Source organism: Dokdonella koreensis DS-123, assembly GCF_001632775.1.
GTDB classification, from domain to species: domain Bacteria; phylum Pseudomonadota; class Gammaproteobacteria; order Xanthomonadales; family Rhodanobacteraceae; genus Dokdonella; species Dokdonella koreensis.
Genome location: NZ_CP015249.1, coordinates 2,457,264 through 2,473,650 on the forward strand (window position 1 = coordinate 2,457,264; position 16,387 = coordinate 2,473,650).

General features: G+C 72.0%; 15 protein-coding genes. 10 read left to right on the forward strand and 5 right to left on the reverse strand.

Going from position 1 to position 16,387, the window contains the following annotated elements; translation table 11 throughout:
* Positions 1 to 81: 81 nt before the first annotated feature.
* On the reverse strand, positions 82 to 648 hold the full coding sequence (gene efp / locus I596_RS10020; protein WP_067647202.1) for an elongation factor P: 567 nt from the start codon (positions 646 to 648) through the stop codon (positions 82 to 84).
* Between the two features lie 102 nt (positions 649 to 750).
* On the opposite strand from efp, the gene epmB reads away from it, so the two are divergent.
* A complete protein-coding gene (epmB, locus tag I596_RS10025; RefSeq protein ID WP_067647206.1) occupies positions 751 to 1,755 on the forward strand; it encodes an EF-P beta-lysylation protein EpmB in 1,005 nt (334 codons plus the stop codon).
* A gap of 125 nt (positions 1,756 to 1,880) precedes the next feature.
* Positions 1,881 to 3,953: an EAL domain-containing protein gene (locus I596_RS10030; RefSeq protein ID WP_067647209.1), complete on the forward strand. Its 2,073-nt coding sequence runs from the start codon at positions 1,881 to 1,883 to the stop codon at positions 3,951 to 3,953.
* Between the two features lie 25 nt (positions 3,954 to 3,978).
* Here I596_RS10030 and I596_RS10035 read toward each other — a convergent pair whose 3' ends face one another.
* Genes I596_RS10035 through ubiH form a run of 3 tightly spaced genes read right to left on the reverse strand, consistent with a single transcriptional unit; the run spans position 3,979 to position 6,995 of the window.
* On the reverse strand, positions 3,979 to 4,581 hold the full coding sequence (locus tag I596_RS10035) for a YhgN family NAAT transporter (RefSeq protein ID WP_067647211.1): 603 nt from the start codon (positions 4,579 to 4,581) through the stop codon (positions 3,979 to 3,981).
* A gap of 24 nt (positions 4,582 to 4,605) precedes the next feature.
* On the reverse strand, positions 4,606 to 5,787 hold the full coding sequence (locus I596_RS10040; RefSeq protein ID WP_067647214.1) for a UbiH/UbiF/VisC/COQ6 family ubiquinone biosynthesis hydroxylase: 1,182 nt from the start codon (positions 5,785 to 5,787) through the stop codon (positions 4,606 to 4,608).
* Complete coding sequence (gene ubiH, locus I596_RS10045; RefSeq protein ID WP_067647217.1) at positions 5,784 to 6,995, reverse strand: 2-octaprenyl-6-methoxyphenyl hydroxylase; 1,212 nt, start codon at positions 6,993 to 6,995, stop codon at positions 5,784 to 5,786. The genes I596_RS10040 and ubiH overlap by 4 nt, the downstream gene beginning before the upstream one ends.
* Positions 6,996 to 7,260: 265 nt before the next feature.
* On the opposite strand from ubiH, the gene I596_RS10050 reads away from it, so the two are divergent.
* The 5 genes from I596_RS10050 (at position 7,261) to I596_RS10070 (ending at position 11,188) form a co-directional block, all read left to right on the forward strand.
* Positions 7,261 to 7,854, forward strand: a complete 594-nt coding sequence (locus tag I596_RS10050) for a hypothetical protein (protein WP_067647220.1) — start codon at positions 7,261 to 7,263, stop codon at positions 7,852 to 7,854.
* A gap of 16 nt (positions 7,855 to 7,870) precedes the next feature.
* Positions 7,871 to 8,425, forward strand: coding sequence for a cob(I)yrinic acid a,c-diamide adenosyltransferase (locus tag I596_RS10055; protein WP_067647223.1), 555 nt, complete (start codon positions 7,871 to 7,873; stop codon positions 8,423 to 8,425).
* Positions 8,426 to 8,459: 34 nt separating this feature from the next.
* On the forward strand, positions 8,460 to 9,383 hold the full coding sequence (locus I596_RS10060; protein WP_067647226.1) for a histone deacetylase family protein: 924 nt from the start codon (positions 8,460 to 8,462) through the stop codon (positions 9,381 to 9,383).
* Positions 9,384 to 9,476: 93 nt separating this feature from the next.
* Positions 9,477 to 10,577, forward strand: coding sequence for a homoserine O-acetyltransferase MetX (metX, locus tag I596_RS10065; protein WP_067647229.1), 1,101 nt, complete (start codon positions 9,477 to 9,479; stop codon positions 10,575 to 10,577).
* 32 nt (positions 10,578 to 10,609) lie between these two features.
* Complete coding sequence (locus I596_RS10070) at positions 10,610 to 11,188, forward strand: cysteine dioxygenase family protein (protein WP_067647232.1); 579 nt, start codon at positions 10,610 to 10,612, stop codon at positions 11,186 to 11,188.
* 466 nt (positions 11,189 to 11,654) lie between these two features.
* Here I596_RS10070 and I596_RS10075 read toward each other — a convergent pair whose 3' ends face one another.
* A complete protein-coding gene (locus tag I596_RS10075; protein WP_067647235.1) occupies positions 11,655 to 12,371 on the reverse strand; it encodes a TetR/AcrR family transcriptional regulator in 717 nt (238 codons plus the stop codon).
* A 94-nt stretch (positions 12,372 to 12,465) separates the two neighbouring features.
* On the opposite strand from I596_RS10075, the gene I596_RS10080 reads away from it, so the two are divergent.
* The 3 genes from I596_RS10080 to I596_RS10090 are packed head-to-tail and all read left to right on the forward strand — an operon-like array spanning position 12,466 to position 16,387.
* Positions 12,466 to 13,473 carry an HlyD family secretion protein gene (locus I596_RS10080; protein WP_067647238.1) on the forward strand — a complete coding sequence of 336 codons (1,008 nt, stop codon included), beginning with the start codon at positions 12,466 to 12,468 and terminating at the stop codon, positions 13,471 to 13,473.
* Positions 13,473 to 15,260 (forward strand): ATP-binding cassette domain-containing protein, encoded by a 1,788-nt coding sequence (locus I596_RS10085; RefSeq protein WP_067647241.1) that lies wholly within the window; start codon positions 13,473 to 13,475, stop codon positions 15,258 to 15,260. The genes I596_RS10080 and I596_RS10085 overlap by 1 nt, the downstream gene beginning before the upstream one ends.
* Positions 15,257 to 16,387 (forward strand): ABC transporter permease, encoded by a 1,131-nt coding sequence (locus I596_RS10090; protein ID WP_067647245.1) that lies wholly within the window; start codon positions 15,257 to 15,259, stop codon positions 16,385 to 16,387. Before I596_RS10085 ends, I596_RS10090 begins: the two co-directional genes overlap by 4 nt.

The window sequence follows — 16,387 nt, forward strand, 5'->3', positions numbered from 1 at the left end:
GCGGGAGCGGGCCGGACCGGAAGCGGCCGGGCCGGCTTCCGGTCCCTGGCGGCGGCCTGGCGGCCGGCGCCGGCAACGGGCCTACTTGACGCGGCCGACGTACTCGCCCGACCGCGTGTCGACCTTGATGATCTCGTTCTGGTTGACGAACAGCGGCACGCGCACCACCGCGCCGGTCTCGAGCTTGGCCGGCTTGCCGCCGCCGCCCGAGGTGTCGCCGCGCACGCCCGGATCGGTCTCGACGATCTCCAGCTCGACGAAGTTCGGCGGCGTGACGGTCAGCGGCGCCCCGTTCCACAAGGTCACGATCACCGCCTCGTTGCCCTTGAGCCACTTGGCGGCATCGGCCATCGCGCCGGCATCGGCGGCGATCTGCTCGTGCGTATCGGGATGCATGAAGTGCCAGAACTCGCCGTCCGAGTACAGGAACTCCATGTCGGTATCGACCACGTCGGCGGCCTCGACCGAGTCGGTCGACTTCATCGTCAGCTCGACCGTACGGCCGGTCTTCAGATTCCGATACTTGACGCGCGTGAACGCCTGCCCCTTGCCCGGCTTGATGTATTCGGTATCGATGATCGTGCACGGATACCCGTCCACAATGATCTTCATACCGTTCTTCACATCATTCATGCCATACGAGGCCATCGACTGCTCCTGCCGCTTCGGAATAAAGAAAGCCGCTCGACGCAAGCGGCTGACGGGTAGAATCGCGGGTTTCGCTCTTGGGAAAGCCCGATCGTGCCGCCCATGATAACCGCTAACCGCGCAGCCGCGCAGCCGCGCCGCTGGCAGCAGCTGTGGCGCGAAGCGGTATCGGACCCGCACGAACTGCTGCGGCGGCTCGACCTCGCCCACCGCGCCGGGGACCTCCTCCCGGCGGCGGACACCGGCTTCCCGCTGCGCGTGCCGGCCGGTTTCATCGACCGCATGCGCCGCGGCGATGCCCGCGACCCGCTGCTGCTGCAGGTCCTGCCGCTGGCCGCCGAGCTCGGCGAGGTACCGGGCTTCACGCGCGACGCGGTCGGCGACCTGGCGGCCCGCGCCGCCCACGGCGTGCTGCACAAGTACGAAGGCCGGGCGCTGCTGCTCGCGACCGGCGCCTGCGCGGTGCATTGCCGCTACTGCTTCCGCCGCCATTTCCCGTACGCCGAGGAGACCGCGGCCGCCAACCGCTGGCAGGACGCCGTCGCGCACCTGGCCGGCGATCCGTCGATCGACGAGGTGATCCTGTCGGGCGGCGACCCGCTGTCGCTGGCGACCCACAAGCTGGCCGAGCTCGGCGATGCGCTCGCCCCGATCGCGCACCTGCGGCGGCTGCGCATCCATACGCGGCTACCGGTGGTCCTGCCCGAGCGCGTCGATACGGAATTCACCGCCTGGCTGGCGTCCCTGCCGTTCCAGCGCGTGGTGGTACTGCACGCCAACCACGCCAACGAGATCGACGCGTCGGTCGCATCGGCCTGCGCGGCCCTGCGCGAAACCGGCGCCACCGTGCTCAATCAGGCGGTGCTGCTGCGCGGGATCAACGACGATGCGGACACCCTGGCCGAACTCTCCGAGCGCCTGTTCGCCGCCGGCGTCCTGCCGTACTACCTCCACCAGCTCGATCGCGTCGCCGGGGCCGCGCACTTCGAGGTACCCGACGCGACCGCCTTGGCACTGGTCGAGACGCTGCGCAACCGCCTGCCCGGCTACCTGGTGCCGCGCCTGGTGCGCGAGATCGCCGGCGCGCCGTCGAAGCGGCCGGTGTAACGGACGTCAGTGACGAACGCTCGATGGAAAAGGCCACACGATTCCGGTAAACAGTCGGTAGCGCGCCGTTCGGCGCCATCGGCGCGCCAGCCGCCGCTCGCACTACCGAGAGTCCCCTAGCTCCGATGAATCGACACGACACCGTGCTGCGCCTGATCCTGGTGGAGGAATCCACGGACGCGGCCGAACAGCTGATCAGCCAACTGCGCAACGGCGGCATGGCACTGCGGCCCTCGCGGGCGGAAAACGAGGCACAGCTGGAGGAAGCAATCGGCGACCAGCCCGACCTGATCCTGTTCAACCTGTCCACGACCTCGCTCACGCTGGCGGCGACCGCCGCGGCCGCGGCCCGCTCGGGGCGCGACATCGCCCTGGTCGCCTACGGCATCGGCCCCTCCGCCGACCAGATCGCCGACGCGTTCCGTGACGGTGCCCGCGCGCTGGCGGTCTCGAACCGCGCCGACCACATGCAGACGATCATCGCCCGCGAGTTCGAGGCGCTGACCACGCGCCGAAACGTGCGCCGGCTGGAAGCGGCCCTGCGCGAGTCCGAGCGCCGCTGCGACTCGCTGCTCGACTCCTCGCGCGACCCGATCGCCTACGTCCACGAGGGCATGCACGTCCGCGCCAACAAAGCCTACCTGGACATCTTCGGTTTCGAGGAATTCGAGGACATCGAGGGCATGTCGATCCTCGACCTGATCGCCGGCGACGACGCCGCCGACTTCAAGGCGCTGCTGCGGCGCCTCTCCAAGGGCGAGAAGCCGCCGCAGCGGCTGAACCTCAAGGCGCAGCGCAGCGACGGCTCGATCTTCGACGCGGTGATGGAGTTCTCCGAGGCCACCTACGAAGGCGAGCCCTGCCAGCAGATCGTGTTCCGCCAGCAGGCGCTGGACCCGAACCTGGCCCAGCAGATCGACGAGCTGCGCTCCAAGGACCTGGTCACCGACCTGTACAACCGCCAGCACACGCTGACCGAGATCGAGCGCGCCGCCGCTGCCGCCGCGTCGGGCCAGAGCGACCAGGCGCTGCTGCTGATGGAACCGGACAACTTCAAGAAGACACTCGACACGATCGGCCTGGGCCTGACCGACCTGCTGCTCGGCGACATGGCCAGCCTGTTGCGGCGCCACCTGTCCGAGTCCGACGTCGCCGGCCGGCTCTCGGACCAGAACTTCGGCGTGCTGCTGACCGGCCGCTCGGCCGATGCGGTGCGCCAGCTCGCCGAGACCCTGCGTCACGCCTTCGAGGAGCGCATCTTCGAAGTCGGCAAGCAGTCGGTCAGCCTCACGATGAGCGTCGGCGGCGCGCTGGTCACCGAGAAGAACGCCCATGCCGACCAGATCCTCAACCAGGCCCAGGCGATGCTGCGCATGGCCCAGGGCGAAGGCGGCAACCGCGTCGCCCTGCTCGACCCCGGCGCCCAGGACAAGGCCGAGGTCGAGAAGAACCAGCGCTGGCTGCGCCTGATCAAGGACGCGCTGGCCAACGACGGCTTCACGTTCCACTACCAGCCGGTGGTCAGCCTGCACGGCAGCGGCAACGCCTTCTACGAGGTGCTGCTGCGCATGAAGGGCCCCAAGGGCGACATCACGCCCGAGCATTTCCTGCCGGTGGCCGAGCAGAACGGGCTGATGCCGGCGATCGACCGCTGGGTGATCGCCAACGTGCTGCGGCTGGGCGGCGAGCGCGAGCGGCTCGGGCAGCCGACCTCGTTCTTCATCAAGCTCTCGACGCAGTCGCTGGACGACCAGACCCTGCTGCCGTGGATCGCCCAGCAGCTCAAGAACGCGCGCCAGCCCGGCGACAGCCTGATCTTCGAGATGCCCGAGAGCCTGGTGGTCACCAACCTCAAGCCCGCGCGCGTCTTCCTCAAGGGCCTGGAGCAGCTGCACTGCCGCTTCGCGCTGGAGCAGTTCGGGCGCGGCCTCAACTCGTTCCAGCTGCTCAAGCACATCCCCGCCCACTACCTGAAGATCGACCGCAGCTTCATGGTGGACCTGGCGCGCAGCAAGGAAAGCCAGGACAAGGTGCGCGAGATCTGCGAGCAGGCCCACCACGCCGGGAAGCTGACCGTGGCCGAGTTCGTCGAGGACGCGGCGACGATGTCGATCCTGTTCTCGTGCGGCGCCAACTTCGTGCAGGGCAACTTCCTGCAGGAGCCGCAGCCGCAGATGAACTACGAATTCGGCAACTGACGCGGCGAGGGCCGCCGGCGGGCGCCTACGGCCCGCCCGCGGCGTGCAGGTAGGCGACGACGCCGTCGAGGAACATCTGCACCGAGAGCGCCACCAGCAGCATGCCCATCAGCCGCTCCAGCGCCACCAGGACGCTCTTGCCGAGCCAGCGGAACAGGTAGGTGGCCGACAGCAGGATCGCGGCGGTGGCCAGCCAGGCGGCGAACAGCGCCAGGCTCCAGTCGGCGGTGCGCCCCGGATTGGAATTGGCCAGCAGCATCACGGCCGCCATCGTCGACGGTCCGGCGATGCCGGGGATCGCCATCGGCACGATGAACGGCTCGGCCTGGTCGTCGCCGCCGAACACGCCGCCCTTCGGCGGCGGGAAGATCATCCGGATGCCGATCAGGAACAACACGATGCCGCCGGCGATGCCGACCGACTCCTGCTTGAGCTGCAGTGCCTTGAGCAGGTACTGGCCGCCGAACAGGAACACGAACAGCACCACCAGTGCGATCACCAGCTCGCGTGCCATCACGCGCTGGCGCCGCGCCGGCGCGACGTTCTTCAGCAGGCTCAGGAACAGCGGTACGTTGCCGATCGGGTCCATGATCAGGAACAGCAAAATCGCCGCGGATAACGTGCTCATCGATTGCTCCACGTCGTCGTCCCGTTACAGGTGCCCGGCCGCGGCGGCCGCCAGCGCCCGGCGCAGCGGCCCGATGCGGCCGGCCGCCTCCAGGCCGAGGCCACGCGCCAGCACCAGCGGCATCGCGGTCGACGCGAACACCCGCTCGATCGCGTCGAACGTCCAGGCAGCCAGCGCATTCTCGCTGCGCCGCTCGCGCTCGTAGCGGCGCAGCACGTGGGCGGCGCCGATGTCGCTGCCGCGCGCGCGCGCCTCGGCCAGGACACGGCGCAGGCAGGCAACGTCGCGCAGGCCGAGGTTGACGCCCTGCCCCGCCAGCGGATGCACCACATGGGCGGCGTCGCCGACCAGCACGCAGCGGCCGGCGACATAGCGGTCGGCCCGGCGCAGGCGCAACGGGAAGGCCGCCCGCGGACCGGCCGCGGTGATCGGACCGAGCCGGAAATCGAACGCCGCGCCCAGCGCGCAGCAGAACGCCGCGTCGTCCAGCGCCAGCACGCGCGCCGCTTCCGCGTCGGGCAGCGACCAGACGATCGAGCTGCGGCCGTCGCCGAGCGGCAGGAACGCCAGCGGGCCGCCCGGCAGGAAGCGCTGCCAGGCGGTGTCCTCGTGCGGGCGCTCGGTCGCCACATGGGCGACCACCGCGCGCTGGCCGTAGTCGCGCCCGGCGAAACCGATGCCGAGGCGGGCCCGCAGCGGCGACTCGGCGCCTTCGGCGGCCACCAGCACGCGCGCGCGCAAGCGCGTCCCATCGGCCAGCGTCAGCGCCGCCGTCGCATCGCCGTCGTCGAGGTCGGCCGCCTCGGCCGGACACAGCACCCGCGCCCGGCCGGCCAGGGCGGTCCAGAGGGCGTGCTGCAGGTGCCGGTTCTCGACGATCCGTCCCAGCGCCGCCTCGCCGCGTTCGGCGGCGTCGAAGCGCGCGCGGCCCGGCCCGGTCGCGTCCCAGACCTCCATGCGGCGGTAGCTGCCGACGCGCTCCGGAAACGGCAGCGGCCAGGCGCCGAGGTCCTGCAGCAGGGCGATCGCATCCGGCGCCAGCGCGACGACGCGCAGGTCCAGCTCCGCCTCGCGTGCGGCCGGCCGTGGCGGCTGCGCCTCGACCACAGCCACGTCGAAACCGTCCGCGGCCAGCGCCAGCGCCAGGGCCGCGCCGACCGGGCCGGCACCGACCACGATCACGTCGTGCTCGCCGCGCCGGCTCATGGCGACAGCGTCCGGGCCGGCACGTCGCCGCGATAGCCCATGCCGCGCAGGGCCAACTGCCGTTTCAACGGCGGCAATCGGTCCACCACGCCGAAGGCGGCGCTGCGCAGCAACCGCAGCGGCAGGAAATCGTTGCCCATCACCCGGACCAGGTCATCGCTGAATGCCGTCGTCGCCTCGCGATCGTCGCGGCGGCGCTCGACATGACGGGCCAACCGGGTGGCACTGCCCGGGTCGCCGCCGTCCGCGGCGCCGCCGAGCACCTCGGCCAGCGTCAGTGCGTCGCGCAGGCCGAGGTTGAAGCCCTGCGCGCCGAGCGGATGCACGGTCTGCGCGGCATTGCCGACCAGCACGCGGCGCGGCGCGGTCAGCGCGTCGGCCAGCAGGCGGCGCAACGGGTACGGCACGCGCCGGCCCGGCCGGTCGAGGCGGCCGGCGCGATAGCCCAGGCGGGCATGCACCAGCGCCAGGAACGCCGCGTCGTCGAGGGCGGCGACCCGCTCGGCCTCGGCCTGCGGCACGCTCACGACCAGTCCGGCGCGCCGGCCCGGCATCGGCAGCAGGGCGACCGGCCCCGATTCGGTGAAGCGTTCGTAGGCGCGTCCGTCGAGCGGCCGCTCGGTGGTGACCGTGGTCACGATCGCGCTTTGCCGGTAGTCGGTCTCGCGGGTACCGATGCCGGCGTCGCGCCGCACGAACGAGGCGGTGCCGTCGGCGCCGACCAGCAGCCGCGTCGTCAGCCGGTGGCGGTCGCCGCCGGCATCCAGCTCGATCGCCAGGTGGTCCTCCCCGGGAACGACGGCCACCAGGGTCGCCGGCGCGAAGCGCGCCAGGCGATCGCACTGTTCCAGCCGGCGCAGCAGCGCGTTGCCGAGCTCGCGCGCCGGCAGTACCGCGCCGAATGCCGGCAGGCCCAGCGCCTCGGCATCGAGCCGGATCGCGCCGAAGTCGCCGCGCCGGCTGACGTGGACGTGGCGGATCGGCGCTGCCTGCGCCTCGGCCAGCGGCCAGACCCCGAGCGACGCCAGCGCGTTGATGCTGGCGCGCGCGAGCGCCAGGTTGCGCTCGTCATAGCTCGGCTGCAGGTCCACGCGCGGCGCGGCCGACTCGACCAGCGCCACGCGCCAGCCGCTGCCCTCCAGCGCGATGGCCAGGCTGGAGCCGACCAGCCCGCCGCCCGCGATGACGATGTCGAAGCGTTCGCTCATGCGGTGATTCTAGAGCGTGTCGCGGGCTTTGAGGTGGGCGGCGTCGCGCCGGTGCGCCGCCCGGGCGCGGCACCCGGCACCGCGTGGGACCCGCCCAGGGCGAGGTCGGCGACACGGCCGCAGCGGCGCACCCCATCGGCCAGCCCGCAGCTCGACGCCCCTGGCGCGCACCGACCGCTCCGCCCACGCGCCGTCGCCGCGCGACACAGCCCGCGCCGGGCACGATAGAATGGCGGCCGCTCCAGCGACCCCGACGGACCGTCACATGACCACCACGCAGTTCCAGCGACTCGGCATCCTCGCGCTTCTCGTCCTGACGATGGCCGTGACGCGCCTCCATCACTTCGCCGCGATTCCGGATGCGTCCTGGGCGGTCTTCTTCCTCGGCGGCTTCTACCTGCGCGGCTGGGTGCGCTGGGCATTCCCGCTGCTGATCGCCGTCGCCGTCGCCGTCGACTACTTCGTCATCAGCGGCCAGGGCCTGAACTTCTGGACCCACTACTGCGTGTCGCCGGCCTACTGGTTCTTGGCTCCGGCGTACTTCGTGCTCTGGCTCGGCGGCACCTGGCTGGCGCGCGCCCATGCGCAGCTGTCGCCGGCCGCCGTCGGCGCCGCCGCGGCCAGCGTGCTGATCGCGGTCAGCGCCTGCTATCTGATCTCCAACGGCAGCTTCTACTGGCTGAGCCCCAGCGTCGCCGCGCCGAGCCTGGCCGGCTGGATCAAGAACCTCGGCGACTGGTACCTGCCGTATCTGGGCACCACCGCGCTCTATCTCGCCGCCGCCGCCGTGCTGCACCTGCTGGCCTCGCTGCTGGTCCGGGCGCTGGCGGCCGGCAACGACCGCGCCCTGCCGCACTGAGCGGCGGGCGCCGTCCGTGGGCAACCGCCTCTCGAAGATCTACACGCGCACCGGCGACGACGGCAGCACCGGCCTCGGCGACGGCTCGCGCACCGGCAAGGACTCCGCCCGCGTCACCGCGTACGGCACCGTGGACGAGCTCAACAGCGCGATCGGCGTGGTGCTCGCCTGCGAGCTGCCCGAGCGCGTGCGCGAAGTGCTGACCCAGGTCCAGCACGACCTGTTCGATCTCGGCGGCGAACTGTGCATCCCGGGGATGGCCCTGGTCCACGATGCCGACATCGCACGGCTCGAGGACGAGCTCGACGCATTCAACGAACCGCTGCCGGCGCTGAAGGATTTCATCCTGCCGGGCGGCGGCATGGCCGCCGCGACCTGCCACCTCGCCCGCACGATCTGCCGCCGGGCCGAGCGCGAGGCGATCGCGCTCGGCCGCGGCGAGCCGGTGCGCGGCGAGGCCGTCCGCTACCTCAACCGCCTGTCGGACCTGCTGTTCGTGATCGCCCGCGTGCTGGCCCGCGCGTCCGGCCACGGCGAGGTCCTCTGGCAGCACGAGCGGCGCAAGCGCTGACCGCAGCCCGCTCCACCGTAGGCTGCCGCTCGCCATGACCGTCGCGCTCTACACCCACCGCGCCTGCCTGGAACACGACCCGGGCTCCGGGCATCCGGAGTCGCCGGCGCGGCTCGCCGCCGTGCTGGAGGCGCTGGCCGCCGACCGCTTCGCCCTGCTCGACCGCATCGAGGCGCCGCGCGCGAGCCGCGAGCAGCTGGCACGCGTGCACCGGCAATCGCTGATCGCCGACGTGCTCGACGGCGACCAGGGCAACCCGTTCCGCCGCCTGGATCCGGATACGGCGATGTCGGCCGGCTCCGCCGAGGCAGCCCTGCGCGCCGCCGGCGCGGTCTGCGCGGCGGTCGACATGGTGATCGACGGCCAGCACCAGCGCGCGTTCTGCGCGGTACGCCCACCCGGCCACCACGCGACGACGCAGACGGCGATGGGTTTCTGCCTGTTCAACAACGTCGCCGTCGGCGCCGCCCATGCCATCGCCGCGCACGGCCTGCGGCGTGTCGCGATCGTCGACTTCGACGTCCACCACGGCAACGGCACGCAGGACATCTTCTGGACCGATCCCAACGTGCTGTACGCGTCGACCCACCAGTGGCCGCTGTACCCGCACACCGGGGCGAGCCGCGAGACCGGCGCCGGCAACATCTTCAACGTGCCGCTGGCGCCGGGCGCCGACTCGGCCGCGTTCCGCGCGGCGTTCGAGGACACGCTGCTGCCGGCGATCGACCGCTTCGCGCCGGAACTGCTGCTGATCTCGGCCGGCTTCGACGCGCACCGGCTCGACCCGCTGGCGAACCTGCGGCTGGACGAGACCGATTTCCGCTGGGTCACCGAGCGCCTGGTCGGGCTGGCCGAACGCCATGCCGAGGGCCGCGTCGTCTCCAGCCTGGAAGGCGGCTACAGCCTGACGGCGCTGCGCCTGTCGGCAGCCGCCCACGTCGCCGCCCTGCTCGACTGACCGCGCCGGCGCGCGGGCCGGGGTGCATCCAGGCTTGGATCGCCGGTTTCGGCTCGTTAAAGTCGCGCTCCCCGCCTTCCACGCCCCGGACCGATGAGCGCAGACGCCCGCCGCTACTTCGACCTGCCCTCGCCGTTCGCGATGAAACGCGGCGGCGCGCTGACCGGCGCGCGGCTCGCGTACGAGACCTGGGGCCGGCTCGACGCCGATCGCGCCAATGCGATCCTGATCCTGACCGGCCTGTCGCCGAGCGCCCATGCCGCCGCCAACGACGAAGACCCGAGTCCGGGCTGGTGGGAGGACATGCTCGGGCCGGGCAAGTACATCGACACCGATCGCTGGTTCGTCATCTGCGTCAACACGCTCGGCAGCTGCAAGGGCTCGACCGGGCCGGCGTCGATCGACCCCGCCAGCGGCAGCCCGTATCGCCTGGATTTCCCGGCGCTGACGCTGGAGGACGCCGCCAGCGCGGCCTTCGCGCTGGTGCGTGGCCTCGGCATCGACCGCCTCGCCTGCCTGCTCGGCAACTCGATGGGCGGCATGACCGCCCTGGCCTACCTGGTGCGGCATCCGGGCAGCGTCCACAGCCACATCAGCATCTCGACCGCGCCGCAGGCGCAGCCGTTCGCGATCGCGATCCGCTCGCTGCAGCGCGAGGCGATCCGCCTCGACCCGAACTGGAACGAAGGCAGCTACGACGAGGAGCGCTACCCGGAAGCGGGCATGAGCATCGCGCGCAAGCTCGGCGTGATCACCTACCGCTCGGCGATGGAATGGGTCGGCCGGTTCGCGCGCATCCGCCTGGAATCGGACCAGCGCGAGGACGAGCCATTCGGCGTCGAGTTCCAGATCGAGTCGTACCTGGCCGGCCACGCGCGCCGCTTCGTGCGCAGCTTCGACCCCAACTGCTACCTCTACCTCTCGCGCGCCAGCGACTGGTTCGACCTGGCCGAGTACGGCGGCAGCGTGCGCGAGGGCCTGGCGCGCATCGCGGTGGAGCGCGCGCTGGTGATCGGCGTGGAAACCGACATCCTGTTCCCGCTGACCCAGCAGCAGGAGATCGCCGACGGCCTGCAGGCGGCCGGCGCCGAGGTCGAGCTGGTCGCGCTCGACAGCCCGCAGGGGCACGATGCGTTCCTGGTGGACATCCCGCGCTTCGGCGCGGCGATCGCGGCTTTTCTCGGGCGCATGTAAACTAGCGTTATATCCATATAACGGAGCCTTCGATGCTTGCTCTCGAGTTCCCGGGCGCCCGCCGCTTCGTCGAGGCGATGGACGCGGCGGTACGGCACGAACGTACGACCGACATCACCGACCAGCTCCGCGACAGCCTCTGCCGGATCATCCACGACCCGGACATCCGCCTGCCCGACTGCGTGTTCCAGTCCGCCTCGGACCACTACGCGCGGCGCGAGCTGTACCGCAGCGACCAGCACGGCTACAGCGTCATCGCGATGACCTGGGGCCCCGGCCAGGGCACGCCGATCCACGACCATTCGGGCATGTGGTGCGTCGAAGGCGTCTGGTACGGCACGATCGAGATCACCCCGTACGAGCTGGTCGAGCAGCGTGACGGCCGCTACCGCTTCGAGCCGCGCGGCACGATGAACGCCGGCCCCGGCTCGGCCGGCAGCCTGATCCCGCCGCACGAGTACCACATGATCCGCAATCCCAGCAGCGACTCGATCGCGGTCAGCGTGCACATCTACCGCGGCGCGATGACCTCCTGCTCGGTCTTCCGCCCGGTCGCCGACGGCTGGTGCGAGCGCGACCAGCGCCAGCTGGCGCTCGACCGGACGCATTGACCGGCGGGTTTACCGTATACTCGCGCCGCCGTCGCGCGGCCCCGTGCCGCCGGCGTTTCGTTCAATGCCCGAGTGGTGGAATTGGTAGACGCAGAGGACTCAGACCAATTTGAGCCCTCCGGGGGAAACCCCTGAGGTGAAGCCCGTCAAACTCGGCGGAGGCCCTGGACGATGCGTCGTCCGCGCTGGTGCCGAGCCAAGCCCCACCCGCCGCAAGGCCCCGGGGAAGGTGTAGAGAGCAGACGGCGGGCACCTAAGGCTGCAAGGCTAGGGTGAAGGCGTGCTCCAGACCACGAACGGCATTCCGCGGAATGCCGGCGGCGAAAGCCGAAGTGGGAAGAAAATCCTCCGCCGCAAGGCTTGTCGGTTCGAGTCCGACCTCGGGCACCACCTCCGAACGCCCCGCCCCGCGCGGGGCGTTTCGTTTTCCGCCGCCGCTTGGCCGCCCTGCCCGCGCGAACCGGCGCTAGGCGCCGCCCGCCGCCCGCCGCGCCGCCGCCACCGCGTCGAGGCCGGCGAACACGAACTGCTTCATGTGCTCGGCCAGCTCCTGCGCCGGGCGCTTGAGCACGGCCTGGACCGGACCGGGCAGCACACGGTTGGCCACCAGCAGCATCACGCACGGCGCCATCAGGCTGATCATGCAGCGCGGCAGCGCCGGGTCGTCGGCCGGCAGCCCGGTGATCCGGCCGAGCACGCCGGCGATCAGCTCGAACTTCGGCAGCGCCTCGGCCTGCACCACGTCCGCCAGCAGCGGCGACGGCGCCAGCACCTCGCGTGCCCACAGCCGCGCGTGCCAGCCTTCCGCATCGACGACGTTCGCGACCAGTCCCTCGATCAGCCGCGCCAGCTTCTCGCGCGGCGGCAGCGGGCCGTCGGCCAGGCGCGCCAGGTCGTCCAGGCTCACCAGCCGCCGGTGCGTCTCGCGCAGCACCGCGGCGTAGAGCCCGTCGCGGCTGCCGAAGTGGTAGTTGACCGCCGCCATGTTGGTACGCGCCGCCTGGCAGATCGCCTTGCTGGTCGTGTCGGCATAGCCGCGCTCGGCGAACAGCCGGCCGGCCGTCTCCAGGATGCGCAGCCGCGTCGCCTCGCCGTCGGTCCGTGGCGCGCGGCGGGCGGGACGGCGCCCCGGGGGCGCCGATGCCTTGGCGGAGGGCGCCTTGGCGGAAGAAGAGGACGTCATGAACGGATCGCGGTCGACAGTGCGGCCGCAGCATATATCAAATTCAAATTTGAGTTATATAATGCGCCGGCCGCCCACCTGGAGAACCGCGCCGATGAAGACCACGCTCGCTGCCGCCGGCGCGCTGCTGATCCTCGCTGCCGCCGCCTGGTTCTTCATGCGCCCCCACGCATCCGACGACGCCCTGGTGCTGTACGGGAACGTGGACATCCGGCAGGTCTCGCTGGCCTTCGAAGGCAGCGAGCGCGTCGCCCAGATGCGCGTGGAAGAAGGCGACCGCGTCACCGAAGGCCAGGTGCTGGCGGTGCTCGACACGCGCACGCTGGCCCTGCAGGCCGACCAGGCCCGCGCGCAGGCCGGTGCCCGCGAGCAGGCGCTGCTGCGCCTGCGCAACGGCAGCCGGCCGGAGGAGATCGACCAGGCCAAAGCGCAGCTCGCCGCCGCCCAGGCCGATGCCGACCTGGCCGCGCGCCAGCTCGAGCGGCTGCAGGGCATCGCCGCCACGACCGCCGGACGCGCGGTCAGCCGGCAGGACCTGGACAACGCCGCGGCGCGGCTGAAGGTCGCGCAGGCGCAGCGCGATGCCGCGCGCCAGGCGCTGCGGCTTGCGCAGGAAGGACCGCGCAGCGAGGACATCGGCCAGGCCCAGGCGCAGCTCGACGTGGCGCGCGCCGAACTGGCCCTGCTCGAGCACCGCCTGGCCCAGGCCGAGCTCAAGGCGCCGCTGGCCGCCGTGGTGCGCGCGCGCCTGCTCGAGCCGGGCGACATGGCCTCGCCGCAGCGCCCGGCCTACACGCTGGCGATCACGGAACCCAAGTGGATCCGCACCTACGTCAGCGAACCGCAGCTGGGCCGCGTGCGGCCGGGCCAGGCCGCCCAGGTGACGACCGACAGCGATCCGCAGACGCCGATCGAGGGCCGCGTCGGCTACATCGCCTCGGTCGCCGAGTTCACGCCCAAGAGCGTGCAGACCGAGGAACTGCGCACCAGCCTGGTCTACGAGGTCCGCGTCCGCGTGCAGGATCCCCAGGACCGTCTGCGCCTGGGCATGCCGGCGACCGTGCGCATCGCCACCCCGGACGGCGCCACGGCGGACCGCTGATGGACGCGCCCGCCCCGGCCCTGGCCGCCCGCGACCTGCGCAAGCGCTTCGCGGACAAGGACGGCGCACACGGCGCGCAGGCGCTCGCCGGCGTCTCGCTGGCGCTGGCTCCCGGTTCGCTGGCCGCCCTGGTCGGCCCCGACGGCGCCGGCAAGACGACGTTCCTGCGCCTGGCCGCCGGCCTGTTGCGGGTCGATGCCGGCAGCCTCCACGTGCTCGGCATCGACGTGGCGGCCCGGCCGCAGGCGGTGCAGGACCGCATCGGCTACATGCCGCAGCGCTTCGGGCTGTACGAGGACCTGAGCGTGCGCGAGAACCTCGACCTCTACGCCGACCTGCACGGCGTGCCGCCGGCCGACCGGCCCGAGCGCTACCGCCAGCTGCTGGCCATGACCGACCTGGCCGCGTTCACCGCGCGGCCGGCCGGCAAGCTCTCCGGCGGCATGAAGCAGAAGCTCGGGCTGGCTTGCACCCTGGTCCGCCTGCCCGAGCTGCTGCTGCTCGACGAGCCGACCGTCGGCGTCGATCCGCTGTCGCGGCGCGAGCTGTGGCGGATCGTCGAGCGCCTGGTCGAGGTCGAGCGGCTGACCGTCCTGGTCAGCACCGCCTACCTCGACGAGGCCGAGCGCTGCAGCCAGGTCACCCTGCTCGACGAGGGCCGCGTGCTCGCGCAGGGCGCGCCAGCGCAGATCCGCGAGCGCGCGCGCGGCCTGTGCCGCATCGCGCTGCCGCCGCCCGGCGTACCGGCGCGCCGCCTGCAGGCACGCCTGCTCGATGCCGCCGATCTCATCGTCGATGCCGTGCCGCAGGGCGGCGAGGTCCGCTTCGTCGTGCAGGCCGACGCCACGACCGCCCAGGTCGACGCGCTGCTCGCCGGCGCCGCGGTGCGGCCGGCGCCGGCGCGTCTGGAAGACGGCTTCATGGTGCTGCTGCGGGCCGAGCGCGGCGCCGCTCCCGATCGAACCGCCGCGCCGCCGCTGCCCGCGCCGGCCGCAACCGCGGCCGTGGACGAGGCAGCGCCGATCATCGAGGTCCACGACCTGGTCCGCCGCTTCGGCGACTTCACCGCCGTCGACCGCACCAGCTTCACGGTCCGGCGCGGCGAGGTGTTCGGCCTGCTCGGCCCGAACGGCGCCGGCAAGACCACGACCTTCCGCATGCTCTGCGGCCTGCTGCCGGCCAGCAGCGGCAGCCTGCGCGTGGCCGGCGTGGACCTTCGCCATGCGCGTGCGCAGGCGCGCCGCCGCATCGGCTACGTCGCGCAGAAATTCGCCCTGTACGGCAACCTCTCGGTGCTGGAGAACCTGCGCTTCTTCGGCGGCGCATACGGCCTGCACGGGCGCCGCCTGGACGCGCGCATCGCGGCGGTCTCGCAGCAGTTCGACCTCGAAGGCGAGGCGCGCTCGCCGAGCGGCCGCCTGCCCGGCGGCTACCGCCAGCGCCTGGCGATGGCGGTCGGCCTGCTGCACGAGCCGGACATCCTGTTCCTCGACGAGCCGACCAGCGGCGCCGACCCGCTGGCGCGCCGCGCGTTCTGGCGGCGCATCACCGCGCTGGCCGCGGACGGCACCACCGTGGTCGTCACCACGCACTTCATGGAAGAGGCCGAATACTGCGACCGCATCGTGATCCAGGATGCCGGCCGGCTGCTCGCCCTGGGCACGCCGCAGGCGGTGCGGCGGCAGGCCGGCGAGACCGACCTGCACCCGCTCGACATGGAGCAGGCCTTCATCGGCATCGTCGAGCAGGGCCGCCGGCAGGCCGCGCCGGGCAGCGCGCCGTCGTGAGCGCCGCCGGCTTCGCACGCCGCCTCGCCTCGCTGGTCCGCAAGGAGACGCGCCAGTTGCTGCGCGACCGCGCCAACCTGATGATCGGCATCGGCCTGCCGATCGTGCTGATCCTGATCTTCGGCTACGGGCTCTCGCTCGACGTCCGCAACGCGCCGGTCGTGGTCGTGCTCGACGACACCTCGCCGACCGCGCACGACGTCCTCGCCGGCCTGGCGCTGTCACCGTACCTGTCGCCGCAGGTCGTGCCGACGCTGCGCGAGGCGCGCCGGCGCATGGCCGATCGCGAGGTCGACGCCCTGGTCCACGTGCCCGCCGATTTCTCGCGCCGCCTGGCCGCCGGCGAGGCCCAGGTCCAGGTGCTGCTGCAGGGGGCCGACGCCAGCCGCGCCACGATCGTCCGCGGCTACGTCGCCGGTGCGCTCGGCCAGTGGGCACGCCGGCAGGCCGACCGCGCCGGCGCCGCGGACGGCGCGTCCGGCACGGTCGAGGTGGTCGAGCGCATCTGGTTCAACGCCGCCAATACCAGCACCTGGTACCTGGTGCCGGGACTGATCGTGCTGATCATGACCCTGGTCGGCGCGTTCCTGACCGCATTGGTGATGGCACGCGAATGGGAGCGCGGCACGCTGGAGGCCCTGTTCGTGACGCCGGTGCGGCCGACCGAGATACTGCTGGCGAAGATCGTCCCCTACTTCGTGGTCGGCCTGATCGGCCTGGCGCTGTGCCTGGTGGCGGCGCGCGTGCTGTTCGACGTCCCGCTGCACGGCTCGCTCCTGGTGCTGCTGCTCGCCTCGATGCTGTACCTGCTGGTCGCGCTCGGCATCGGCCTGGTGATCTCCTCGGTCACGCGCAACCAGTTCCTGGCCAGCCAGGTCGCGCTGATCGCCAGCTTCCTGCCGGCGCTGATGCTGTCGGGCTTCCTGTTCGACCTGCGCAACGTGCCGTTCCTGGTCCGCGCCGTCGGCGCGGTCCTGCCGGCGACCTACTTCATGGAGCTGATCAAGTCGCTGTTCCTGACCGGCAACCACTGGCCGCTGATCGCGCGCAACTGCGCGATCCTCGCCGGCTATGCGATCGTCCTGCTGGGTCTGGCGCGCTTCGTCACGCGCAAGCGGCTGGATTGA

What these genes read in the sequence shown, in the direction of transcription:
- efp (WP_067647202.1), bottom strand. Translation starts at nt 648, where the DNA reads ATGGCCTCGTATGGCATGAATGATGTGAAGAACGGTATGAAGATCATT.
- epmB (WP_067647206.1), top strand. Translation starts at nt 751, where the DNA reads ATGATAACCGCTAACCGCGCAGCCGCGCAGCCGCGCCGCTGGCAGCAG.
- I596_RS10030 (WP_067647209.1), top strand. Translation starts at nt 1,881, where the DNA reads ATGAATCGACACGACACCGTGCTGCGCCTGATCCTGGTGGAGGAATCC.
- I596_RS10035 (WP_067647211.1), bottom strand. Translation starts at nt 4,581, where the DNA reads ATGAGCACGTTATCCGCGGCGATTTTGCTGTTCCTGATCATGGACCCG.
- I596_RS10040 (WP_067647214.1), bottom strand. Translation starts at nt 5,787, where the DNA reads ATGAGCCGGCGCGGCGAGCACGACGTGATCGTGGTCGGTGCCGGCCCG.
- ubiH (WP_067647217.1), bottom strand. Translation starts at nt 6,995, where the DNA reads ATGAGCGAACGCTTCGACATCGTCATCGCGGGCGGCGGGCTGGTCGGC.
- I596_RS10050 (WP_067647220.1), top strand. Translation starts at nt 7,261, where the DNA reads ATGACCACCACGCAGTTCCAGCGACTCGGCATCCTCGCGCTTCTCGTC.
- I596_RS10060 (WP_067647226.1), top strand. Translation starts at nt 8,460, where the DNA reads ATGACCGTCGCGCTCTACACCCACCGCGCCTGCCTGGAACACGACCCG.
- metX (WP_067647229.1), top strand. Translation starts at nt 9,477, where the DNA reads ATGAGCGCAGACGCCCGCCGCTACTTCGACCTGCCCTCGCCGTTCGCG.
- I596_RS10070 (WP_067647232.1), top strand. Translation starts at nt 10,610, where the DNA reads ATGCTTGCTCTCGAGTTCCCGGGCGCCCGCCGCTTCGTCGAGGCGATG.
- I596_RS10075 (WP_067647235.1), bottom strand. Translation starts at nt 12,371, where the DNA reads ATGACGTCCTCTTCTTCCGCCAAGGCGCCCTCCGCCAAGGCATCGGCG.
- I596_RS10080 (WP_067647238.1), top strand. Translation starts at nt 12,466, where the DNA reads ATGAAGACCACGCTCGCTGCCGCCGGCGCGCTGCTGATCCTCGCTGCC.
- I596_RS10085 (WP_067647241.1), top strand. Translation starts at nt 13,473, where the DNA reads ATGGACGCGCCCGCCCCGGCCCTGGCCGCCCGCGACCTGCGCAAGCGC.